General features: G+C 62.0%; 17 protein-coding genes and 1 pseudogene. 9 read left to right on the top strand and 9 right to left on the bottom strand.

Translation table 11 applies throughout. From position 1 onward, the window contains the following. Positions 1 to 45: 45 nt before the first annotated feature. The 5 genes from DYL59_RS31735 (at position 46) to DYL59_RS18865 (ending at position 3,584) form a co-directional block, all read left to right on the top strand. Entirely contained in the window at positions 46 to 579 is a 534-nt protein-coding gene (locus DYL59_RS31735) for an AMP-binding protein (RefSeq protein WP_238340722.1), read from the top strand. After that, positions 576 to 863, top strand: a complete 288-nt coding sequence (locus tag DYL59_RS31730; protein ID WP_238340721.1) for an AMP-binding protein — start codon at positions 576 to 578, stop codon at positions 861 to 863. Before DYL59_RS31735 ends, DYL59_RS31730 begins: the two co-directional genes overlap by 4 nt. 78 nt (positions 864 to 941) lie before the next feature. After that, positions 942 to 1,757, top strand: a complete 816-nt coding sequence (locus DYL59_RS31725) for an AMP-binding enzyme (protein ID WP_238340720.1) — start codon at positions 942 to 944, stop codon at positions 1,755 to 1,757. Continuing rightward, complete coding sequence (locus tag DYL59_RS31720; RefSeq protein ID WP_238340719.1) at positions 1,670 to 2,557, top strand: SDR family oxidoreductase; 888 nt, start codon at positions 1,670 to 1,672, stop codon at positions 2,555 to 2,557. The genes DYL59_RS31725 and DYL59_RS31720 overlap by 88 nt, the downstream gene beginning before the upstream one ends. Continuing rightward, positions 2,472 to 3,584, top strand: a complete 1,113-nt coding sequence (locus tag DYL59_RS18865) for an FAD/NAD(P)-binding protein (RefSeq protein ID WP_238340718.1) — start codon at positions 2,472 to 2,474, stop codon at positions 3,582 to 3,584. Before DYL59_RS31720 ends, DYL59_RS18865 begins: the two co-directional genes overlap by 86 nt. Positions 3,585 to 3,840: 256 nt before the next feature. On the opposite strand, the gene DYL59_RS18860 is transcribed toward DYL59_RS18865, so the two are convergent. Genes DYL59_RS18860 through DYL59_RS18850 form a run of 3 tightly spaced genes read right to left on the bottom strand, consistent with a single transcriptional unit; the run spans position 3,841 to position 8,118 of the window. Further along, a complete protein-coding gene (locus DYL59_RS18860; protein WP_135290529.1) occupies positions 3,841 to 5,496 on the bottom strand; it encodes a N,N-dimethylformamidase beta subunit family domain-containing protein in 1,656 nt (551 codons plus the stop codon). Further along, on the bottom strand, positions 5,493 to 6,818 hold the full coding sequence (locus DYL59_RS18855; RefSeq protein ID WP_135290528.1) for an MFS transporter: 1,326 nt from the start codon (positions 6,816 to 6,818) through the stop codon (positions 5,493 to 5,495). Before DYL59_RS18855 ends, DYL59_RS18860 begins: the two co-directional genes overlap by 4 nt. Positions 6,819 to 6,867: 49 nt before the next feature. Next, positions 6,868 to 8,118 (bottom strand): MFS transporter, encoded by a 1,251-nt coding sequence (locus tag DYL59_RS18850; RefSeq protein ID WP_135290527.1) that lies wholly within the window; start codon positions 8,116 to 8,118, stop codon positions 6,868 to 6,870. 102 nt (positions 8,119 to 8,220) lie between these two features. Here DYL59_RS18850 and DYL59_RS18845 point away from each other — a divergent pair, with 102 nt between their 5' ends. Further along, a complete protein-coding gene (locus DYL59_RS18845) occupies positions 8,221 to 9,189 on the top strand; it encodes an AraC family transcriptional regulator (protein WP_135290526.1) in 969 nt (322 codons plus the stop codon). Between the two features lie 37 nt (positions 9,190 to 9,226). On the opposite strand, the gene DYL59_RS18840 is transcribed toward DYL59_RS18845, so the two are convergent. The 4 genes and pseudogenes from DYL59_RS18840 to DYL59_RS18825 form a co-directional block, all read right to left on the bottom strand. After that, a complete protein-coding gene (locus tag DYL59_RS18840) occupies positions 9,227 to 9,988 on the bottom strand; it encodes an SDR family oxidoreductase (protein WP_135290525.1) in 762 nt (253 codons plus the stop codon). Positions 9,989 to 10,017: 29 nt separating this feature from the next. Beyond that, positions 10,018 to 10,845, bottom strand: a complete 828-nt coding sequence (locus DYL59_RS18835; protein WP_135290524.1) for a DMT family transporter — start codon at positions 10,843 to 10,845, stop codon at positions 10,018 to 10,020. A 73-nt stretch (positions 10,846 to 10,918) separates the two neighbouring features. Then, positions 10,919 to 11,824 (bottom strand): annotated as a pseudogene (gcvA, locus tag DYL59_RS18830) (transcriptional regulator GcvA). Positions 11,825 to 11,908: 84 nt separating this feature from the next. Next, positions 11,909 to 12,793: a LysR family transcriptional regulator gene (locus tag DYL59_RS18825; RefSeq protein WP_135290523.1), complete on the bottom strand. Its 885-nt coding sequence runs from the start codon at positions 12,791 to 12,793 to the stop codon at positions 11,909 to 11,911. Positions 12,794 to 12,934: 141 nt separating this feature from the next. On the opposite strand from DYL59_RS18825, the gene DYL59_RS18820 reads away from it, so the two are divergent. Continuing rightward, complete coding sequence (locus DYL59_RS18820) at positions 12,935 to 13,708, top strand: SDR family NAD(P)-dependent oxidoreductase (RefSeq protein WP_135290522.1); 774 nt, start codon at positions 12,935 to 12,937, stop codon at positions 13,706 to 13,708. 42 nt (positions 13,709 to 13,750) lie between these two features. Further along, entirely contained in the window at positions 13,751 to 15,073 is a 1,323-nt protein-coding gene (locus DYL59_RS18815) for an MFS transporter (RefSeq protein WP_135290521.1), read from the top strand. Positions 15,074 to 15,106: 33 nt separating this feature from the next. Here the strand turns inward: DYL59_RS18815 and DYL59_RS18810 are convergent, their stop codons facing one another. Next, on the bottom strand, positions 15,107 to 16,057 hold the full coding sequence (locus DYL59_RS18810) for a LysR family transcriptional regulator (RefSeq protein WP_238340717.1): 951 nt from the start codon (positions 16,055 to 16,057) through the stop codon (positions 15,107 to 15,109). Beyond that, a complete protein-coding gene (locus tag DYL59_RS18805; protein WP_135290520.1) occupies positions 16,057 to 16,941 on the bottom strand; it encodes a LysR family transcriptional regulator in 885 nt (294 codons plus the stop codon). Before DYL59_RS18805 ends, DYL59_RS18810 begins: the two co-directional genes overlap by 1 nt. 153 nt (positions 16,942 to 17,094) lie before the next feature. On the opposite strand from DYL59_RS18805, the gene DYL59_RS18800 reads away from it, so the two are divergent. Then, positions 17,095 to 18,078, top strand: a complete 984-nt coding sequence (locus DYL59_RS18800) for an NAD(P)H-quinone oxidoreductase (protein ID WP_202877204.1) — start codon at positions 17,095 to 17,097, stop codon at positions 18,076 to 18,078. The last annotated feature ends 43 nt before the right edge of the window (positions 18,079 to 18,121 follow it).

The raw sequence follows: 18,121 nt of genomic DNA, 5'->3' as shown, positions 1-18,121 counted from the left end.
CCAGCCCACGCAATACCGCTCTCCTGGCACGAGCAACTGCGTCAGTTGTTGCGCGATGCCCCAGACAGCACGGTCGCCGCCAGCCCCCAACGAAGCCTGACCGCACGGGAGCTGAATGCCCAGGCCTGCACGCTGGCTGAGCGCCTTTTGCACAGTTGCCCCCATGGGGGCTGGGTTGCTATTCGCCTGGACAAAGACCTGCGCACGCTGGTGACCATGACCGCCTGCAGCCTGCTGCGCTGGCCCTATCTGGATATCCCGCAATGGTACGGCACCGACGCGACCGCGAACGTGCTGGCCAAACTCGATCCAGTGGTCGTGGTGGGCGACACCCTGACTCTGCAGCCCTTGGCAGGCGGTTATCGCACGTTGCTGCTGGACCACCGGCCAAAGCGCTGCGACGTTGCGCCAGCCGTTCAGCCGCAGCCTTGCGGTGATTTGGCCTATGGCTTGTTGACCTCTGGTACGACCGGTATGGCAAAAATCGTCACAATTGGCGAACACGGTCGCCTCGATTCACTCGCCTTCTGGCGCCAGCATTCCGCCCCGATGATCGTATCGGCCTCAATGCCTGGATGACCGGCTATGTCTACTACCCCATCTTCAGCGGCGCTGTGGCCTGCCTGATTCCGGACGCCATGGTGCTGGATCCCCACGCCCTCACAGGCTTTATCCAAAGCAGTCGTCTCTCTCAGTTGATGATCACCCCCAGCCTGGTGGCCGGCCTGCTGCACAACGAACAGGCATTCCAGCAGGCGTTTGCCAATGTGCATACCCTGTGGCTCAGTAGCGAACCGCTTCCCGACGCGATGCGCCAACAGCTCAAGGGTTGCGTGCCCCACTGCCAAGTGCTCGATCTGTAGGGCTCGAACGAAGCCGGGGATGTTGCCCTGGTCGGCCCGCTTGGCCGTCTGCACTTCACCCCCGGCACCGAAGCCTTCGTGCTGGACTCGACACTTAAGTGCGTGCGCCTGGGCAGCCCTGGCGAACTCTACGTGCACACCCAGGGACTCACGCCGGGTTATCTGAAGGACGATGCGGCCGACCAAGCGGCCTTCGTGTCCAATCCGCTGGCGCCGGCCCGGCAGGACCTGGCCCAGCAACTGCTGCGCACCGGTGATCGAGTGCGAATCACCGAAAGCGGAGATATCCACCTGCAGGGTCGCAGCAGCACGCACCTGAAATTGCGCGGGTGCAAGGTATTCAGCACCGATGTGGAACGTATCCTGGATGCTCATCCCGAGGTACGCGCAGCCTTGGTCACCACACGCGGCGAAGGGCTAGACCTGCAACTGGTGGCCTTTGTGATCCCAGCGGATGCCGAGCACCCGCCCCATGCCAACACGTTACGGCACTGGGCGAGTCAGAACTTGCCTGCCTTCAGCGTTCCAGTGGCCTATTTCCTGACCCCATCGATCCCGGCCGGCACCAGCCAGAAGCGCCTGGGTGCGCACATACTGCTGCAACAACCGCTGGTCCCTCTGCCGGATGACGAACCGCCGCTCACGCCCCTGCAATCCCGGGTCGCTGCCCTGTGGGGCGATTGCCTTAACCTTCAGGGTGTGACGCTGGGTCCCGACAGTGACTTCCTCGACATGGGCGGCAGCCTGTTGCTGTTGGAATTGAGAAACCTGATCAAATCGTGCGCCACCTGCACCAGGCAGCGGGCGTGGACCGCATTCTGTGCCTGGTGCGGGCCGACAGCACGGCTCACGCACTGCAGCGGCTTGCGGCTCTTGGGCCAGTGGAGGCTGTGATTGCGGACCTGGGGCAGCCCGGTCTTGGCCTGTCACCTGAGGATTACCGTCGATTGTCTTCGCAGGTCGACTGCATCATTCATTGCGGTGCCGAGGTCAACTGGCTCAAGCGTTATGAACGCCTGGCCGAGACTAACGTAGGTGGCGTCCTGGAAGTGCTGCGCCTGGCTGCCCTGGGCGGTGCCGGCGTCGTCATCGCCTCGACCTTGCCGGAAACGGTTCCGACCACCGGCTACAACCGAGCCAAGCTGGTTGCCGAAAGCGTGGCGATAAGGTTCCGTGAACAAACCGGCATAGACCTGAACATCCTCAGATGCGGAGACATCAGCGCCCCCGTCCAGGCCTATGCCTGCGACCGGATCAACCCCGACGACTATGTCGGACTGATGATTCGTAGCTGTCTTGCTCTCAGGGCCTGGCCGGCGCAAAGCGATTGGTCGCTGAATCTCACGCCGGTGGATCATGTAGCACGGGTCTTCGGGCACTGTGCCCTAGGCAAACCGACGATGCACTCGACGTCAATCCACCACCTTTACAACCCTCAGAGCACACGCTGGGAACAGATCTGCACCTGGATCCAGACACTTTTGGGGAGGGACCGGTTCACCGCACTCCCCCTCGCCCAATGGCGCGTCAGACTCGAAGCGCAGGCGCCGGGCAACGCAGTGCTACAGCGCACGTTACTGATCCATATTGGTCAATCGTACGCAGACCATGGCGCGTGGGCTGGCCTACGGCACCAACAGCCCCCTCCACCTATTGAACGCCAGCGTTGGAAAAATGAGTGCGCTGGACGATGATCCAGAAGACTTCTTGAGGTTCTGCAGAAGCCGGCACCTCGACGTCGAGTCTACCTCGTACGTATGTCGCAGCCTTTATGGCAACTACCTGAACGATGTCCTCGACCGCGCTGAACGATTAAACCCTGGCGTGCAGTTGTCACGGATTGTGGCAGAGGTCATACAGGTGCAACCCTGCGGTGAAGGCGCCCGGCTCAAGCTTTCGGATGGGCGTACCCTCGAAGCGGATCACGTGGTCCTCGCCTTTGGCAACTTCCCTCCCGCCGACTGCTGCCATTTGAACAAGACTCTACGTCCACAGACCTACGCGCATGATCCCTGGAGCCCTCCCCTATGCCTGGCGTCCGATCCAGACTCCGCGGTGCTGTTGATCGGCTCCGGTTTGACAGCTGTCGACATGGCACTGCAACTGCGTCAAAAAGGCCATCGCGGCCCAATCCATTTACTCTCTCGGCGCGGGCTCTTGCCCCTGGGCCACCCACCGCAGGCCATTGCACCCCTTTGCGCCCCCGTGCATCTGGGACGCGGCTCACCTCGACAGCTGATGGCGACTCTGCGCAAGCGGGTCAAGGAACACCAGCGCCAAGGAGGCGATTGGCGAGCCGTGGTCGACAGCTTGCGGCCGTGGGTACAAAAACTCTGGTGCGCGATGGATGCCACGCAGCAGCGACAATTCCTACGGCATGTCCAACCCTGGTGGGACGTCCACCGTCATCGTTTGGCACCCGCCACGTTCGAACACGTTCGACACCTTCTGGAAAGTCGACAACTGGCCGTTCATGCCGGCAGGTTGATCAATGTGGCGCTGCTGGGCAAAAGCTTGATCGTGGATTTTAAACGGCGTAGCGATCAGGCAACTGAATCGCTCAAGGTTGGCAGCATCATCAATTGCACCGGGCCCAACCTTGACATCCGGCGAGTCGATAGCCCCTTGGTCAACAACCTGCTGGAGCAAAAGCTACTTAGCGCCGCCCCGTGTGGTTTCGGAATACTGGTGGACGAGCAATTGCGCGTGTTGGATCAGTAGCATCAACCGATACCCTGGCTTAGCTATGTGGGGCCCATGCTCAAGGCGCAGTATTGGGAAGCCACCGCCGTCCCTGAGCTTCGGCGCTTTTCGTTCAAATTGGCCACGCGCATGGCCGCCCTGCTGACAGATGTACCGGTTAGCAGGGGGCAAGATTCCAGTGAGCACGTGACCGCTCAAGGTGACGGCTTTCAGAGTACGTTCTGACCCTGTGGCATCCGTCGAAGCGCCTTGGCTGCTGACTGCCAACAGGACTTTACGGGGTACCGCGCAGGAAACGATCGAGCACATTCTTCGTGATCATCACCGTGTAGATATCTCCCTGCAGGAGCCCATGCACCCATTCGCAAGTGGCGGCGGTAAACACCTCACCTTGACCTTTGTGAAAGTGCACCACCATGCCGGCACCGCGGCTGTGCACGTCGATGCTGGCATCGCCAAGCCCGGGTGCCAGGATGGAAGCACGGAACCGGGCGTCGCCATCGCCAAGCATGAATGAATACGTATCCTCGGGCCGACCCTGCTCGGCGTTGGTCGCCCACCCCATTGCCAGAATTTGCAATCCGTGGGGTGCGCCGTCTGTGCCGAGCGGTTCCGGGAGGCCGTCGACGAACGTGTACTCCAGGCCATCTACCTCATAGCCAAAGAGGTTGGCTTCGTCTCCGAACATGTCCGCATAGCCCAGGCCCGTCCCCCTGAACGCCCAGTGCTGGGGCCTGAAGACCGTATAGCCGCGAGGGCTGCGCGGCGCCATTGCGCCAAAGCTGGCGTATATCCCCCGCAGTGCGTTCACCCCAAAGGTCTTCGCCCCTGGGTGATTCACCCTGGGATCTTCCCAGGCCCCCGTTAGCCGATGAGGCTCGGTCGCCGCCACCGGATCCAGGGCGCCGGCATCGTACTTGTAGGCCACCTGCCGACGCCCCTCATCCTCCAAGCGGATCTGCCACATGAAATTGCCGGCAAAGCGCGCGACCTTGCCGCCACCCTCGACAAAGGCGTCAACATGGTCGCGCATTTCCCGCGTCCAGTACTCATCGTGCCCGGCGAAGACAGCGCAGGCGTAGCCTTCAAGCGCGTGCGGGTCGTGGTGCAAATCGTCCTGCGTCAGGATATGCACGGTATAGCCTTGTTGTTCGGCCCACACCACAAAAGGTCGCTCGTAGGAAGCCCACCCCGCCAGCGCGTAGTATTTGGCGTAGCCGTTGAGACTGGCCCATTCGATGAACTCATAGCGCGCCGGCCCTGGTTTGCGCGGCCGGTTGGCGTTGAGCGAACGTGGCGCATCCTCCGGCAACCACACCTGCCCTCGGGCCCACGGGCGCTGTGCCGACAGCAAAGGTGAGCGACCACGCGGCGTGCCGGGGTGAGTGCCAAAGTAATGATTGGCACCCCCCCAGTCGTTATAGGCGGCCCATGTCGAGGTGGCCGCCACGAGTGCCAAGGCATCGGCACGCTTGCACAGCGCCTTGACGACGAACAGGTGATGCCCCAGGACGCTGTCGGGGCCCTCGCGTATTTCGACGATGTAACCGCCCTGCTCGGCATCAGCCGGGATTGACCACTGCATGAAAACGGGCCATTGGCAGCCATGTTCGTAGGCACGTTCGGGCAACGGGTGCAATTGCGCGTCAAGGCTGCCGGTACGCAGTAGCGTGCGCGCGACAGCGCCGTCACGATAGATCCGCAGGCTTACTTGCGGGCGGTTCGACGACAGATACAGGCACACCGTGTCACCGGGGTTGTAGGTGCGTTGATCCGAGTAGCACCAGGCGGCCGCCGGGCCCGACTCGGACGGGACTTCCACCCAGGTCTCGCGTGCGGCCTGACGTGGCCCCGACGTTTGGCTGACGATCACGCTGGCGCCCGGTCGCTCACCGCGTGCGGCCGTGTGCTTGAGGTCTGTTGAATTCATTGCGCCGTACTCCTTTGATTGGCTGAACCTGCGCTGATCCGAGCACCCGGTGCCTCGATGCTCGTAAGGTCGATGCCCGCCGTTTCTTCGATCAGAAAACCTGCCAGGACGGTGACCACGCCCAAACCAATGACATAGCTGACATACAGATAGCCAAGGTCGGCGCCGCTGAGGTAGCTGTGAAGGTAGGGCGCGGTGCCGCCAAAGATCGCCACCGACACCGACGAGACCAGGCCGACGCCCTGCGCCCGTGCCTGGGTCGGCACCTGCTCGGACAGCACGGCCGGGAAGATCGCCGCGATCAACGACCAGGCGCCCAGCCCCAGCACCTGCGCCAGAAACAGCGTGTAGGGCTCGGTGGTCACCATTATCGAGAGGGGATAGGTCAGCAGGATCACGCCCAGGCCCCAGGCGATGACCATGGGTCGTCGGCCGACGCGATCGGACAACATCCCGCAGACCGGCAACCAGCACACACACAGGATCTGCGCCAGCAGACTGGCTACATAGGCGCCCGTGGGGTCCATGCCTTGGGCAATCGCCGTGGACGCGCCGAACGTGACCCAGGCGTAGTAAGTGACATTGGCAGCCGCTGCAAGCATGACGATATTACGTGCAACGCGCAGCCTCTCGCCCATGGACAACCTGCGCGGCGGATGCACCATTGCCTGCTGCTCTACGAACACATGGGACTCCTCTGCACTGCGGCGTAAAAACAGCGCATAGATACCCAGCACGCCACCAATGCCGAAGCCGATCCTCCAGCCATAGTCACCCATGGCCTGCGCGCCCAGCAGCCAGGTGAGCGTCGCCGCCACGGCCGTCGCCGCCATCACCCCGAGCGTCACCCCCACATAGACCGAACTTGACCACAAGCCACGGTGTTTGCTTGGGGCTATCTCGGCGACATAGGTGTAGGAAACACCTGTCTCGCCACCGTGGGCGAGCCCCTGCATCAGCCGGAAAAGCAGCAGCGTGGCCGAGGCATACAAACCAATGCTCTGGTAGTCAGGGATAAGCGCGATGCCCAGGCTGCTGAGCGCCAGCAGCAGCATGGTGATGACCATGATGGTGCGGCGCCCCAATCGGTCGCTCAGCCGACCAAATAACCACCCACCGACAGGGCGAGCGACAAAGCCAACCGCAAACACAGCAAGGGTCGCGAGCATCGCCGAGCGGGTATCGGTCTTGTCGAACATGTTGCTGGCCAGGTACACCGAAAAGGTTGCGTACAGCGTCCAGTCAAACCATTCGAGCGCATTGCCGATACCTGCCGCGCGCAACGATTTGAGGCGTCCTTGGTGGGACGTCGTATTGTTCATGGTGTGTCTCCAGGGTACGGACGGAATCGAAAAGGCCGGGGCAGCCCAATCAAAGGTGCAACGCGGGCTTGGGTTGAGTGCTGCCAGCAGCAGAAGGAACTCGCACACGCAGCGCAATCAGCAACGCCGCCAACAGCATCAGCACGGCCGCCGCTATGAATACGCCGGCGCTGCCACCGAGGCTGAACACTGCACCACCAGCCGCTGCGCCTGTGGCGATGGCGGACTGCACCGATGCCACCACCATGCCGCCGGCGCTTTCGGCCTGATCAGGCACCGTGCTGGCGACCCAGTTCGACCACGCCACCGGTACACCACCAAACGCCAGGCCCCAGATCGCCAGCAGCGCCGCCTGCCCTGGCACCGAGGCGGGCAACAACACCAACGCCAGTGCTGCAACACCCACCAGCGCAGGCATCAACACAAGCGTGGCCAGCGGGTGGCGCTCCAGCAGCCTGCCGGCCAACAGCGTGCCGACGAAATTCGCCACACCAAAACCCAGCAGCATCATGGACAACCCTTGAGTGCCGATGCCGGTCGTCCCTTCAAGGAAGGGCCGAACATAGGTGAACATCGCAAAGTGCCCGCTGTGCACCAGCACACAACCGAACATCCCCATGGCGATGCCTGGGCGTCGCAACACGTCGAGTATGGTGCGCAGACGTGCTGGCCGGCGCGGCGCAAGGCGCGGCAGCGTGAGCGACTGGAAAGCCAGGGTCACCAGGCCTACCGCCGCCGCGGCAAAGAATGCGCTGCGCCATCCGTACAGCCCACCCAGGTAGCTGCCCAGCGGCACCGCAACCACGGTGCCGATGGCAATGCCGCTGAAGATGATCGAAAGCGCCCGAGGCAACAGTGCGTTCGGTACCAGGCGCATCGCCACCGCCGCCGCCATGCTCCAGAACCCGCCAAGGGCAATGCCCAGCAAGATGCGCATCACCAACAGCACCGCGAAGCTGGAAGAAACGGCGACCAAAAGATTGGAGGCCACCATCAACGTGGAAAACCCCAGCAATACCCACCGTCGGTCGATGCCACGGGTCAGGCCTGGGACCAATAAGCCCGCGAACAGTGCCACCACCGCTGTCACCGTGACCGCTTGGCCAGCCAGCGCTTCGGACACCCCCAGGTCAGTCGCCATCAGCGTCAACAAACTGGCCGGAAGGTACTCAGCGGTCAGTAATCCAAACACCCCCATTGCCAACGAAAAGACAGCCATCCACGCGGGGGTCGCAGGTTCCAGGTCCGCATCAGCGCCAGAATGGCGGTCGGATACGGTATTGCACACACAGTCAGTCATTGCACGGATCTCCCAATCTTCATTGCTAGCCGCAGTCTAGGCGCCGATAGCTGGATGATCTATGATCCTAAATCTCTACTTTTTGATCAAAACACCTAAACGATGCCTACCGATCAATTTGCACTCTCCTCCGATCTCATCAACGAGCTGTTGCGTGGCATGCGCCTGCGTGGCGTCGAATACCGGCGCATTCAAGCCGGCCCCGTCTTCGGTTTGGGCTTCGCTGATAAACCGGGGCATGCCTGGTTCCACTTCATAGCCGTCGGCAATGCGGTGCTGCAAATGGAGGACGGCACCACCTACTCACTGTCGGCCGGCAATGCCGTGTTCATTTCCCACGGCGCGGCCCATCAACTGATTTCCCATCCGGGCGCGCCCATTCAGGACATCAACCACCTTGAGGGTGCGCCCCTGGGGGACGCCGTCAGCGCGGTCGATACCCAAACCCAGGGCAGCCCCACGCCGAGCACTATTGTGTTCAGCGGGTGTATGGAGTTTGAACTGGGCAGTATCCATGGCCTGGGCCGGCTGATGCCGGGCCTGATGTTGATCGATGCCGGCGGCCAGCGTTACCCCGGACTGGTGCCCATCCTGAGCACCATGGAACGCGAGGTCAGCGCCGCCCGTATCGGCTTCGCCGGTATCCTCGCGCGTTTGGCCGACGTGGTGGCGGCCATGGTCGTTCGCGGCTGGGTGGAGTGCGCCTGCGGGAATGCCTCGGGTTTGGTCGCCGCCTTGCGCGATCCACGCCTGGCCGGTGCACTGCTTGCGCTGCACCAGCAACCGGGCCGCGATTGGACCGTTGCGCAGTTGGCAGAGCACTGCAATACCTCACGCTCGGTGTTCGCCGACCGCTTCCAGGTAACGATTGGCATGACCCCGCTGCGCTATGTCACCGAACTGCGCATGCGGCTCGCAAGCCAGTGGTTGACCCTGGAACGGCTGCCGATCGAAGAGGTCGCGCAGCGTCTGGGCTACACCTCCCAGGCCGCTTTCAGTCGCGCCTTCAAGCGGATTACCGGCAACACACCCGGACTGAGTCGCAAGGTGCGGCAGCCGGTTGCCAGTTGAAGCCACTCGCAGGCAGTGGATGGGCCGTGCCGCTGGCTCATTTACCCCCTGTGACGTCAAGGAAGGTACCGGTGACGAACGATGCCTGCGCACTGGCCAACCATAGAATCGCCTGAGCCACCTCCTCCGGCTGACCGCCCCGCCCCATGGGGATCGAGTCCTTGACCCGATCGACCCGACCCGGCTCACCGCCACTGGCATGCATGTCGGTATAGATATGTCCGGGGCGGATGCAGTTGACGCGTATCCCCTCCCGGGCCACCTCTTTGGCAAACCCGATGGTGAAGGTCTCCAAGGCGCCCTTTGACGCCGCATAGTCGACATACTCATTGGGGCTGCCCAGGCGCGCCGACGCGGAAGAGACATTGATCACCACGCCGCCGGGCCCGTTATGGCGGTGAGACATGCGCCTCACCGCTTGCTGAGCACAAAGCATTGGCCCAATGGCATTGACCGCGAAAATACGCTGCATCCGCTCGAAGCCGAGGTCTTCCAGGCGCGACTGAAGCCCCAGCATCCCGGCGTTATTGACCAGCACATCAATGCGTCCGAACGTACGGTCGATGGCCGCGAACAAATCGGCCACCTGTTGAGGGTCCGCACTGTCGGCCCGCACGGCCAAGGCCCTGCGCCCCAATGCTTGCACATCCGCGACCACCGCCAACGCTGCGGACTCGTTGGCAACGTAGCTGATGGCGACGTCATAACCGCGTGCGGCGGCCAGCCGGGCGGTGGCCGCTCCCACTCCACGGCTTCCACCGGTGATCAGAATCAGCGGTGCCGTTGCGACGTTGTTCATTGAATCTACCTCCTGAGCAGTTGGCTGTATCAGCCGATGATGAAAGCGCCGCTGGCGATCACGATGCACGCCAGGATCCGGCGCGCGGTGAGCGTCTCGCCGAGGAACACATAGCCGATCAGCAACGCAAACAGCACGCTGGTTTCGCGCAATGCCGATACCGCGCCCAGGGGTGCTTCGTTCATGGCGTAGATGACCATGCCATAGGCGAGCAAAGAGACCAGGCCGCCGACCACCGCGGTGACTGTGCCTGGGCGCACGCAGAACAAGCTGCGGGGGCCACGCAGGCCGATGTAGACCAGCGGCATCAGCACACCCCACAAGACGCACATCCACACGGTGTAGGCCAGCGGCGCGCCGGACAGCCTGGCGCCTATGCCGTCCACGACGCTGTAGGCCGCAATGAAGCCGCCCGTTCCCAGCGCATAGGGCAAGCTGGGCACCGACAGGCTGCGCCCTTTGAAGGCCAGCGAAATAATCCCACCGGACACCAGCCCGACACCGAGCAGCTCGCCTGGCGTGATGCTTTCTCCGGCAAACATGGCGGCGCCCAAGGTGATCAGCACCGGCGACGAGCCGCGTGAAATCGGGTAGATCTGCCCCAGGTCGCCAACCCGGTAACTGCGCACCAGAAACAGGTTGTAGCCCACATGCAGCACCCCCGACAGCAGCGCATAGCCCCAGCTTTCAATGGCCGGTGGCGCCATGAAAGCTGCGGCGACGATACACACCAGCGCAATGGCCATGCACATCACCGTCATGGACCACAGCCGATCGGCACCGCTGCGCAGCAGCGCATTCCAGCTTGCATGCAGGAGCGCGGCGAAAAGAACAAGGCAGATGAGATGAATAGGCATACGCCACTGTAGGCAATCCGGTGCCGGGACTAAAGCGAAGTCTCCTCATTGCAGCATGAGCAGATACTCATGCTTACGGCGCGACACGTTGGACTTTCAGCGCCTCGCTGACCAGCCATTGGCGAAAGCTGGCAATGTGCGGCTGCGATTAGATGCCCTTGGGGCACACGAAGTAGTACGCCAGCGGCGATGGGAACGCTACATCGAACAGCCGCACCAAACGGCCATCGGCGATTTCGTTCTCGACATGCCCGCTGCGCACCAAGGCCACCCCTTGACCGAGCAAGGCCGCCTCGACCGTCATGTTGGTATCGCCAAACCTGACGCTTTCCTTGAGCGGTAAGTAGGCCAGCCCGACGGCTTGAAACCACACCTCCCACTTAGGCACCAACTCGGCACCATCACGGGTCAGCAGCGGCAGATTCAATAACTCTGCAGGGCTCTGCGGCGTCCCGACGCGGCGCAGCAGGTCGGGGCTGGCCACAGGAAATACCTGCTCGCCAAACAGGAACTCCGAATGCAGGCCGGGGTAATTACCCTTGCCGAGCCTGATCGCAACATCCGCCTGGCCGTGGGAGAAGTGGATGATTGTATCGGTGGTGTCCAGCGAGACCAGCAACTCGGGGTGCTGGCGAGAGAGTCGCGGCAAGCGTGGCAACAGCCACTTGAGCGCGAACGAATAGGTGGTACTGACGCTGAGTCGAACCCTGCCTTTTTGTTCGCGCAAATCACCCAGCGTCGCCTCCAGGCTCATGAAGAACTCCCGCACGATGGGCGCCAGCGCAGCCCCCGCCGGCGTGAGGCGCAACGCCTTGCCGCGCTCAAACAACTGCAGCCCCCAAAGCGCCTCAAGGTGTTTGAGCTGGTGGCTGACCGCGCTCTGGGTTACATGTAGCTCCTGTGCGGCCGCCGTAAAGGTCAGGTGCCGGGTGGCCACTTCAAATGCACGCAAGGTCGCGGTGGGCGGCAGGTCTCTCATAAGGGCAGTATCCAGGGAGTTGTCGGAACAGTGCATGCATGAACGCTAGCTCATGATAGCGCTCAACTCACTCGAAACGTCACCTCAGTCGACACCCAATAACTCGTTCATCAAGTCGAATACCGTGGTCTTGACCGGGCTGTTGAGATCAACCCATGCAAGGCCGGTAGTCGCCCTGTAGCCGCCCAATGCCAGCGGCTTTGACACCACATCGGCGGGCAGTGCCCGTGCGGCATTGGTAGGCAGCAGCCCAATGCCGAGGCCAGCGGACACCAGCGCAAGCATGGTGGTGAACTCCCCCAGTTCAGAGGCGATCAGCGGCCGGCCTCCATGGCTGTCCAGCGCTTGCATCAAACCATCGAAAAAGCCTGGGGCGTATTGCCTTGCCAGGATAAACACTGGCTCCTGGGCGAGGACTTCGGGGGTCAGGCTGTCGCGCATGGCCAGCGGGTGGTTTCGAGGTAGCGCAACGGTGAGGGTCTCTTGCAGGACCTCCCGAGTGTGAATACCCGCAATGACCGTGGGCAGGCGCATCAACCCAAAATCCAGTCGGCCATCCTTGAGGGCGGCGGCCTGCTCCGGCCCTGGCATGTCCTTGAGCTCCAGCTGAATGCGGGGAAAGCGCTCGTGCAGTGCGCGAACAAGCTTGGGCAGCAACTCGGGCAGCACCGAGGACACGAACCCCAGACGCACCCGCCCGATCTCCCCTCGGCTTGAGGCCTTGGCCACATCCACCGCATACGCTGATTGCTTCAAGGTAGCCCGAGCCTCGGGCAAGAACATCGCCCCCACCTCAGTCAAGGTCACCGAATGCCGATTGCGATCGAACAAGCGCACGCCAAGCTCATGCTCCAGCATTTTGATCTGCATGCTCAGCGCCGGCTGCACGATCGACAGCCGCCGTGCTGCACGACCGAAATGAAGGTCTTCTGCCAGCGTCACGAATGAGCGCAGATGTTTGAATTCCATGGGAGGGCTCCTGATTCACTGGGCCGATCTTATCAAAATCCGTGATCACCAGATCAGCAATGACGATTGGACGACGATCGGGCAGTAGGGTGAACTGACGCCAAGGCCTAAAAAAATAAACGGCTGCTTGCGGAGAATCCTATGCCATTTGATATCAACAGCTTCCACCTTGGGGGGCGCAGAGCCCTGATCACCGGTTCTGGCAAAGGCATCGGCCTGGAGCTCGCCAGAGGCCTGGGGGCCGCGGGAGCGAGCGTGGTGATCAACGACCGCAATCGCCAGAAAGCGCAGCGCGTCACCGACCAGTTGCGTGAAGAAGGTATCCACGCAGAATTCGCTGTATTCGACGTCACGGACCGCGCTCAACTGCAGCAAGCCATCAATGATTTCGAGGCGGACATCGGCCCCATCGATATCCTGGTCAACAACGCCGGCATCCAGCGCCGCGCGCCGCTCGAAGACTACGACGCCAACGACTGGCACGATTTAATGCGGGTCAACCTCGACGGCGTTTTTCACGTATCCCAAGCCGTCGCCCGGCACATGATTGCGCGCCGGCGCGGCAAGATCATCAATATCTGCTCGGTCCAGAGCCAACTGGGCCGCCCGACCATCGCCCCTTATGCGGCCTCGAAAGGCGCCGTAAAGATGCTCACCAAAGGCATGTGTGCCGACTGGGCGCGGTATGGCATCCAGGCTAATGGCTTGGCGCCTGGTTACTTCGAGACCGAGATGAATCGCCCCCTGGTGGACAATCAGCAATTCTCCGAGTGGCTGTGCAAGCGCACGCCGGCGGGACGTTGGGGGCGCGTCGAAGAACTCTGCGGAACGGCGGTATTTCTCGCCTCGGCCGCCTCGGACTTCATCAATGGGCAAACGCTGTTTGTCGATGGCGGGTTGACCAGCGTGGTTTGAACAAAGCACCAGCACCACTAGAACAACAATAGGGAAACCCCCATGAGCAATCGCACAGAGCAATTACTGCCGCGGGTTGAATCTGACACCCCCGGTGGCAACACCAACAGCCAACGAGGCGCCCGCGCCAAAGGCTTTGCGTCCAAGCGCTGGCTGTATTTGATCCCGCTGATTTTCATCACCTACAGCCTGGCCTATCTGGACCGGGCAAACTACGGATTCGCCAGCGCCGCCGGCATCGAGCAGGATCTGGGCATCACCAAAAGCATGTCCTCGCTGATCGGGGCGCTGTTCTTTCTGGGTTACTTCTTCTTCCAGGTGCCGGGTGCCATCTACGCGCAGAAATACAGCGTACGAAAGCTGGTGTTCTGGAGCTTAATCCTCTGGGGTGGCTGCGCGATGGCCACGGGACTGGTGACCAATATTCCGATGCTGATGGTCATCCGGCTGACGCTGGGCGTTGTCGAGGCCGCCGTGATGCCGGCGATGCTGATCTTCATCAGTAACTGGTTTACACGCAAGGAACGTTCGCGCGCCAATACCTTTCTGGTGCTGGGCAACCCCGTGACCGTGCTGTGGATGTCCGTGCTCTCGGGGTACTTGATCCAGGCATGGGGCTGGCGGGAAATGTTCGTGATCGAAGGCGCCCCGGCGATCCTGTGGGCGTTTATCTGGTGGCGCCTGGCTCGGGACAAACCCGATCAGGTCGATTGGCTGACCCAGCAGGAAAAAAACCAGCTGGCGGCCACATTGGCCGATGAGCAAAAAGGCATGGCGGTGGTGCGCAATTATCGCCAGGCGTTCACCAGCCCCGTCGTGATCCAGCTGTGCTGCGTGCATGCGCTGTGGAGTATCGGTGTGTACGGTTTCATCATGTGGCTGCCAAGCATCATAAAACAGGCGGCTGCAGCGGATATCGTCACTGTCGGCTGGCTCAGCGCCGTGCCTTACGTCGCGGCTGTCACCGCCATGCTGGCCGTGTCCTGGGCGTCGGACAAGTCTCAACAACGCAAGCATTTCGTGTGGCCGCTGTTGGCACTGGGCGCGCTGGCTTTCTTCTGCTCTTACCTGTTGGGGGCGAGTCATTTCTGGCTTTCGTTCGCTTTGCTCACCCTCGCTGCGGCTGCGCTGTACGCACCTTATGGCCCCTTCTTTGCGCTGATCCCGGAAATCCTGCCGTCCAATGTGTTTGGCGGTGCGATTGGCTTGATCAACGCGTGTGGAGCATTAGGCGCGTTCGCGGGCTCGTGGATCGTAGGCCACCTCATAGGTCTTACCGGAAACCCTGGCGCGGCCTACATCTTCATGACGGTGGGTGTTCTGTCTTCGGCAGTGCTGATGGCTTGGGTGAAGGTACGCCGCTGAGGCCTTCTGCATCCAGGTATGCGCTCGCGGTGACTATTGCCTGCCCGTCAGAAAACGATCGTCCTCCTCCAACCGTTTCGGCAGGTTGGCCTTGAGGAACTCGATCCAGGTGCGGATCTTGGCGTCCTGGAACTGACGCGAGGGGTAGATCACCGAGATGTCGCGCCGGTTGGCGGTGATGTTGGTCAGTACCCTGACCAACTCCCGCCTTCGGATCGCGTCTGCCGCCACGTAGCCGGGCACCAGGCAGATCCCCATGTTTTGCCTGGCCGCTTGCGCCACGGAGTCTGCGACGTTGACCGTCAGCCGTTGGCGCATGGGCATCATGCCGTCCAGGTCCACCCCTTCTATCTCCGGGCCTTTGGGAAAGGACGGGTCATGCAGCGCCAGGTAGTCATGCCCGGCCAGCTCGGCCAATGTGGCCGGCGCACCGGCGGTCTTCAAGTACTCCAGGCCCATGCAGAACACGCTGTAGGTGGTGCCCAGGGTCTGGGCAAAGAACCCTGAGCTTTCGATCTTGCTGTCCGCCGTGATCATCAGGTCATACCCCTCGCCCAGAAGGTCAGGAGAGACCTGTGACAAGGTCAGTTCGAAATCCACGTCTGGGTGCAGCTTGAGGTACTGGGCCACCAACGCAATGATATGGAACTGCCCGACACCGTTGGGCGCATGCATGCGTAACTTGCCGAACACCTGGGTTTGCGCGCCGGACGCTTCAAGCTCGGCCAGGGCAAGGCTTTCCAGGATCGATTTGCAATGTTGCAGGTAGCGGGCCCCTACCTCGGTGAGGGCCAGTCTGCGGGTGGTGCGGTTCAGCAGCTTGGCTTTGAGGTGCGCCTCAAGCTCGGAAACGCTGCGTGAAACATGCGTCACCGAGTACCCCAGGGACTCGGCAGCGCTGGTGAAACTGCCCAGTTCCGTCACTCGGACAAAGGTCTGCATCGAGTGAAATACGTCAACTCCAGCCTTTTTGTAGACGAGCATCAGGATCGGTCCAATCGGGTCGCCGCAAAGGAAGCGGCAAGATGGTTGATCACCACGCGCAGTCGCGCGGTGTGGCGTAAATCCTTGTGCGTCACCATCCACACCTCATAAGGATGGTGACGCTCCCGTGTCGGCCAAACCCGTGTGAGTGCGTCCCGCTGCCCCGCATCGATGGGCAGCTCGCCGATGCCCAGGCCCTCGGCAACCGCGCGCCGCACCGTCATGCTCGATGTCACGGCCAACACCACCGTGCCGCCGTCCATGGTTTCATCCACCAGGGTCGGTACTTCACGCCCGCGCCAGTAGGGCTCATACATGACCACGTCATGCCCCTTGAGGCCTTCGCACTCCAACGGTGTGCCCTTGCGCGCCAGGTAGCCTGGCGAGGCGAACAGCCCCATCGGCCATTGCGCCAATTTGCGCAAGATCAGGTCGGGGTTTTCCGGGCGCTGGTTGCGGATGGCGATGTCGGCTTCACGCTGTGAAAGGTTGACCATTTCCGAGCTGCTATCGAGCAACACATGAATGTCCGGGTGGGTCACGCGCAGTTGCTTGAGCGCCGGGATCACATAGTCGAACGCCAATGAGTCGGTGGTGGAGATGCGCACCTCACCAGAAAACTCATCATCCGCTCCGCGTACACGGCGACTCAATTCCAGGGCCGCTTGCTCCATTTTTTCGGCAGCTTGCAGGGCCGCCTGGCCAATTTCAGTCAGTTGAAAGCCACCCGAGGTTCGCAGGAACAACGTGGAGCCAAGCGCCCCCTCCATGGCGGCAATCCGGCGGCCAACGGTGGCCTGGTCCAGGCGCAATATGCGCCCGGCCTTGCGCAACGTGTGTTCGCGTCCCAAGGCCAGCAACACGCGGGCATCATCCCAATTCATCGACGGTTTTCCTCGAACAATTCCTGCAACAGGGCATCGCGAAATCGCAGCGCATTGCACACGGCGCACTCCAGTAGATTGGCGACAGAGGCCATAACCGCCTCCGTCTACGTCAAACAGGGTTTTCTCATGAGTACTAGTTCCCCCGCCGAAATGACGGCAATTGAAATCACTCGCCCCGGCGCTCCCGATGTGTTGCAGCCGGTCACACGGGCCGTACCGACGCCCTCCGACCGCGAAGTGTTGATCCGGGTGCACGCCGCTGGCGTCAACGGCCCCGACCTGCTGCAGCGCAAGGGCCTGTACGACCCACCACCCGGCGCTTCGGATATTCCTGGGCTGGAAATCTCCGGCGAGGTGGTGCAGGTCGGCAGCGAAGTCAGCCGGTTCACCGTAGGGGACCTGGTGATCGCGCTGGTCCCTGGCGGCGGCTACGCCCAATATGCCGTGTCCGATGAACGCACTACCCTGCATGTACCCAAGGGGCTGTCGATGATCGAAGCCGCTGCCCTGCCGGAAACCTTCATGACGGTGTGGGTCAATCTGTTCCAGCGGGGCCGCTTCCAGGCCGGTGAATCGGTGCTGATCCACGGTGGCGCATCCGGTATCGGTACCACTGCGACCATGTTGGCCAAGGCCCTGGGCGCCTCGAAGATCTTCACCACCGTCGCCAGTGCCGAGCAACAGGCCGCCAGCCTGGACCTGGGAGCGGACGTGGCGATCAACTTCAACGACGATGACTTTGTCGACGTTGTGCTGCAGAACACCGACCAGCAAGGCGTGGACGTGATCGTCGATATCATTGCCGGCGACTACGTGTCGCGAAACTTCCAGGCCGCCGCCATGAATGGTCGCGTCGTGCAGATTGGCGTGGTCAAAGGCCTTGCCACCCAGGTGGACCTGTTCCCGATGCTGGTCAAACGCCTGACCCACATCGGTTCCACCTTGCGTTCGCGTACTGCCGACGACAAGGCCGGCATTCTCGCCGAGCTCAAGTCCAAGGTCTGGCCATTGATTCGCCGTGGCGAGGTCAGCCCGCTGATCTACGAAACCTACCCCTTGTCCGAGGCGGCCCAGGCCCATGAGTTGATGGAGTCTGGCCAGCACATCGGCAAAGTGGTACTGACCCTGGTGTAAACGCCGGGCTTGCCGGCGGCAGCGCCCTCTCGGACGCTGCCGC

This window comes from Pseudomonas kairouanensis (assembly GCF_004682055.1).
Classification (GTDB): Bacteria; Pseudomonadota; Gammaproteobacteria; order Pseudomonadales; family Pseudomonadaceae; genus Aquipseudomonas; species Aquipseudomonas kairouanensis.
This window is presented reverse-complemented; position numbering and strand designations above follow the sequence as displayed.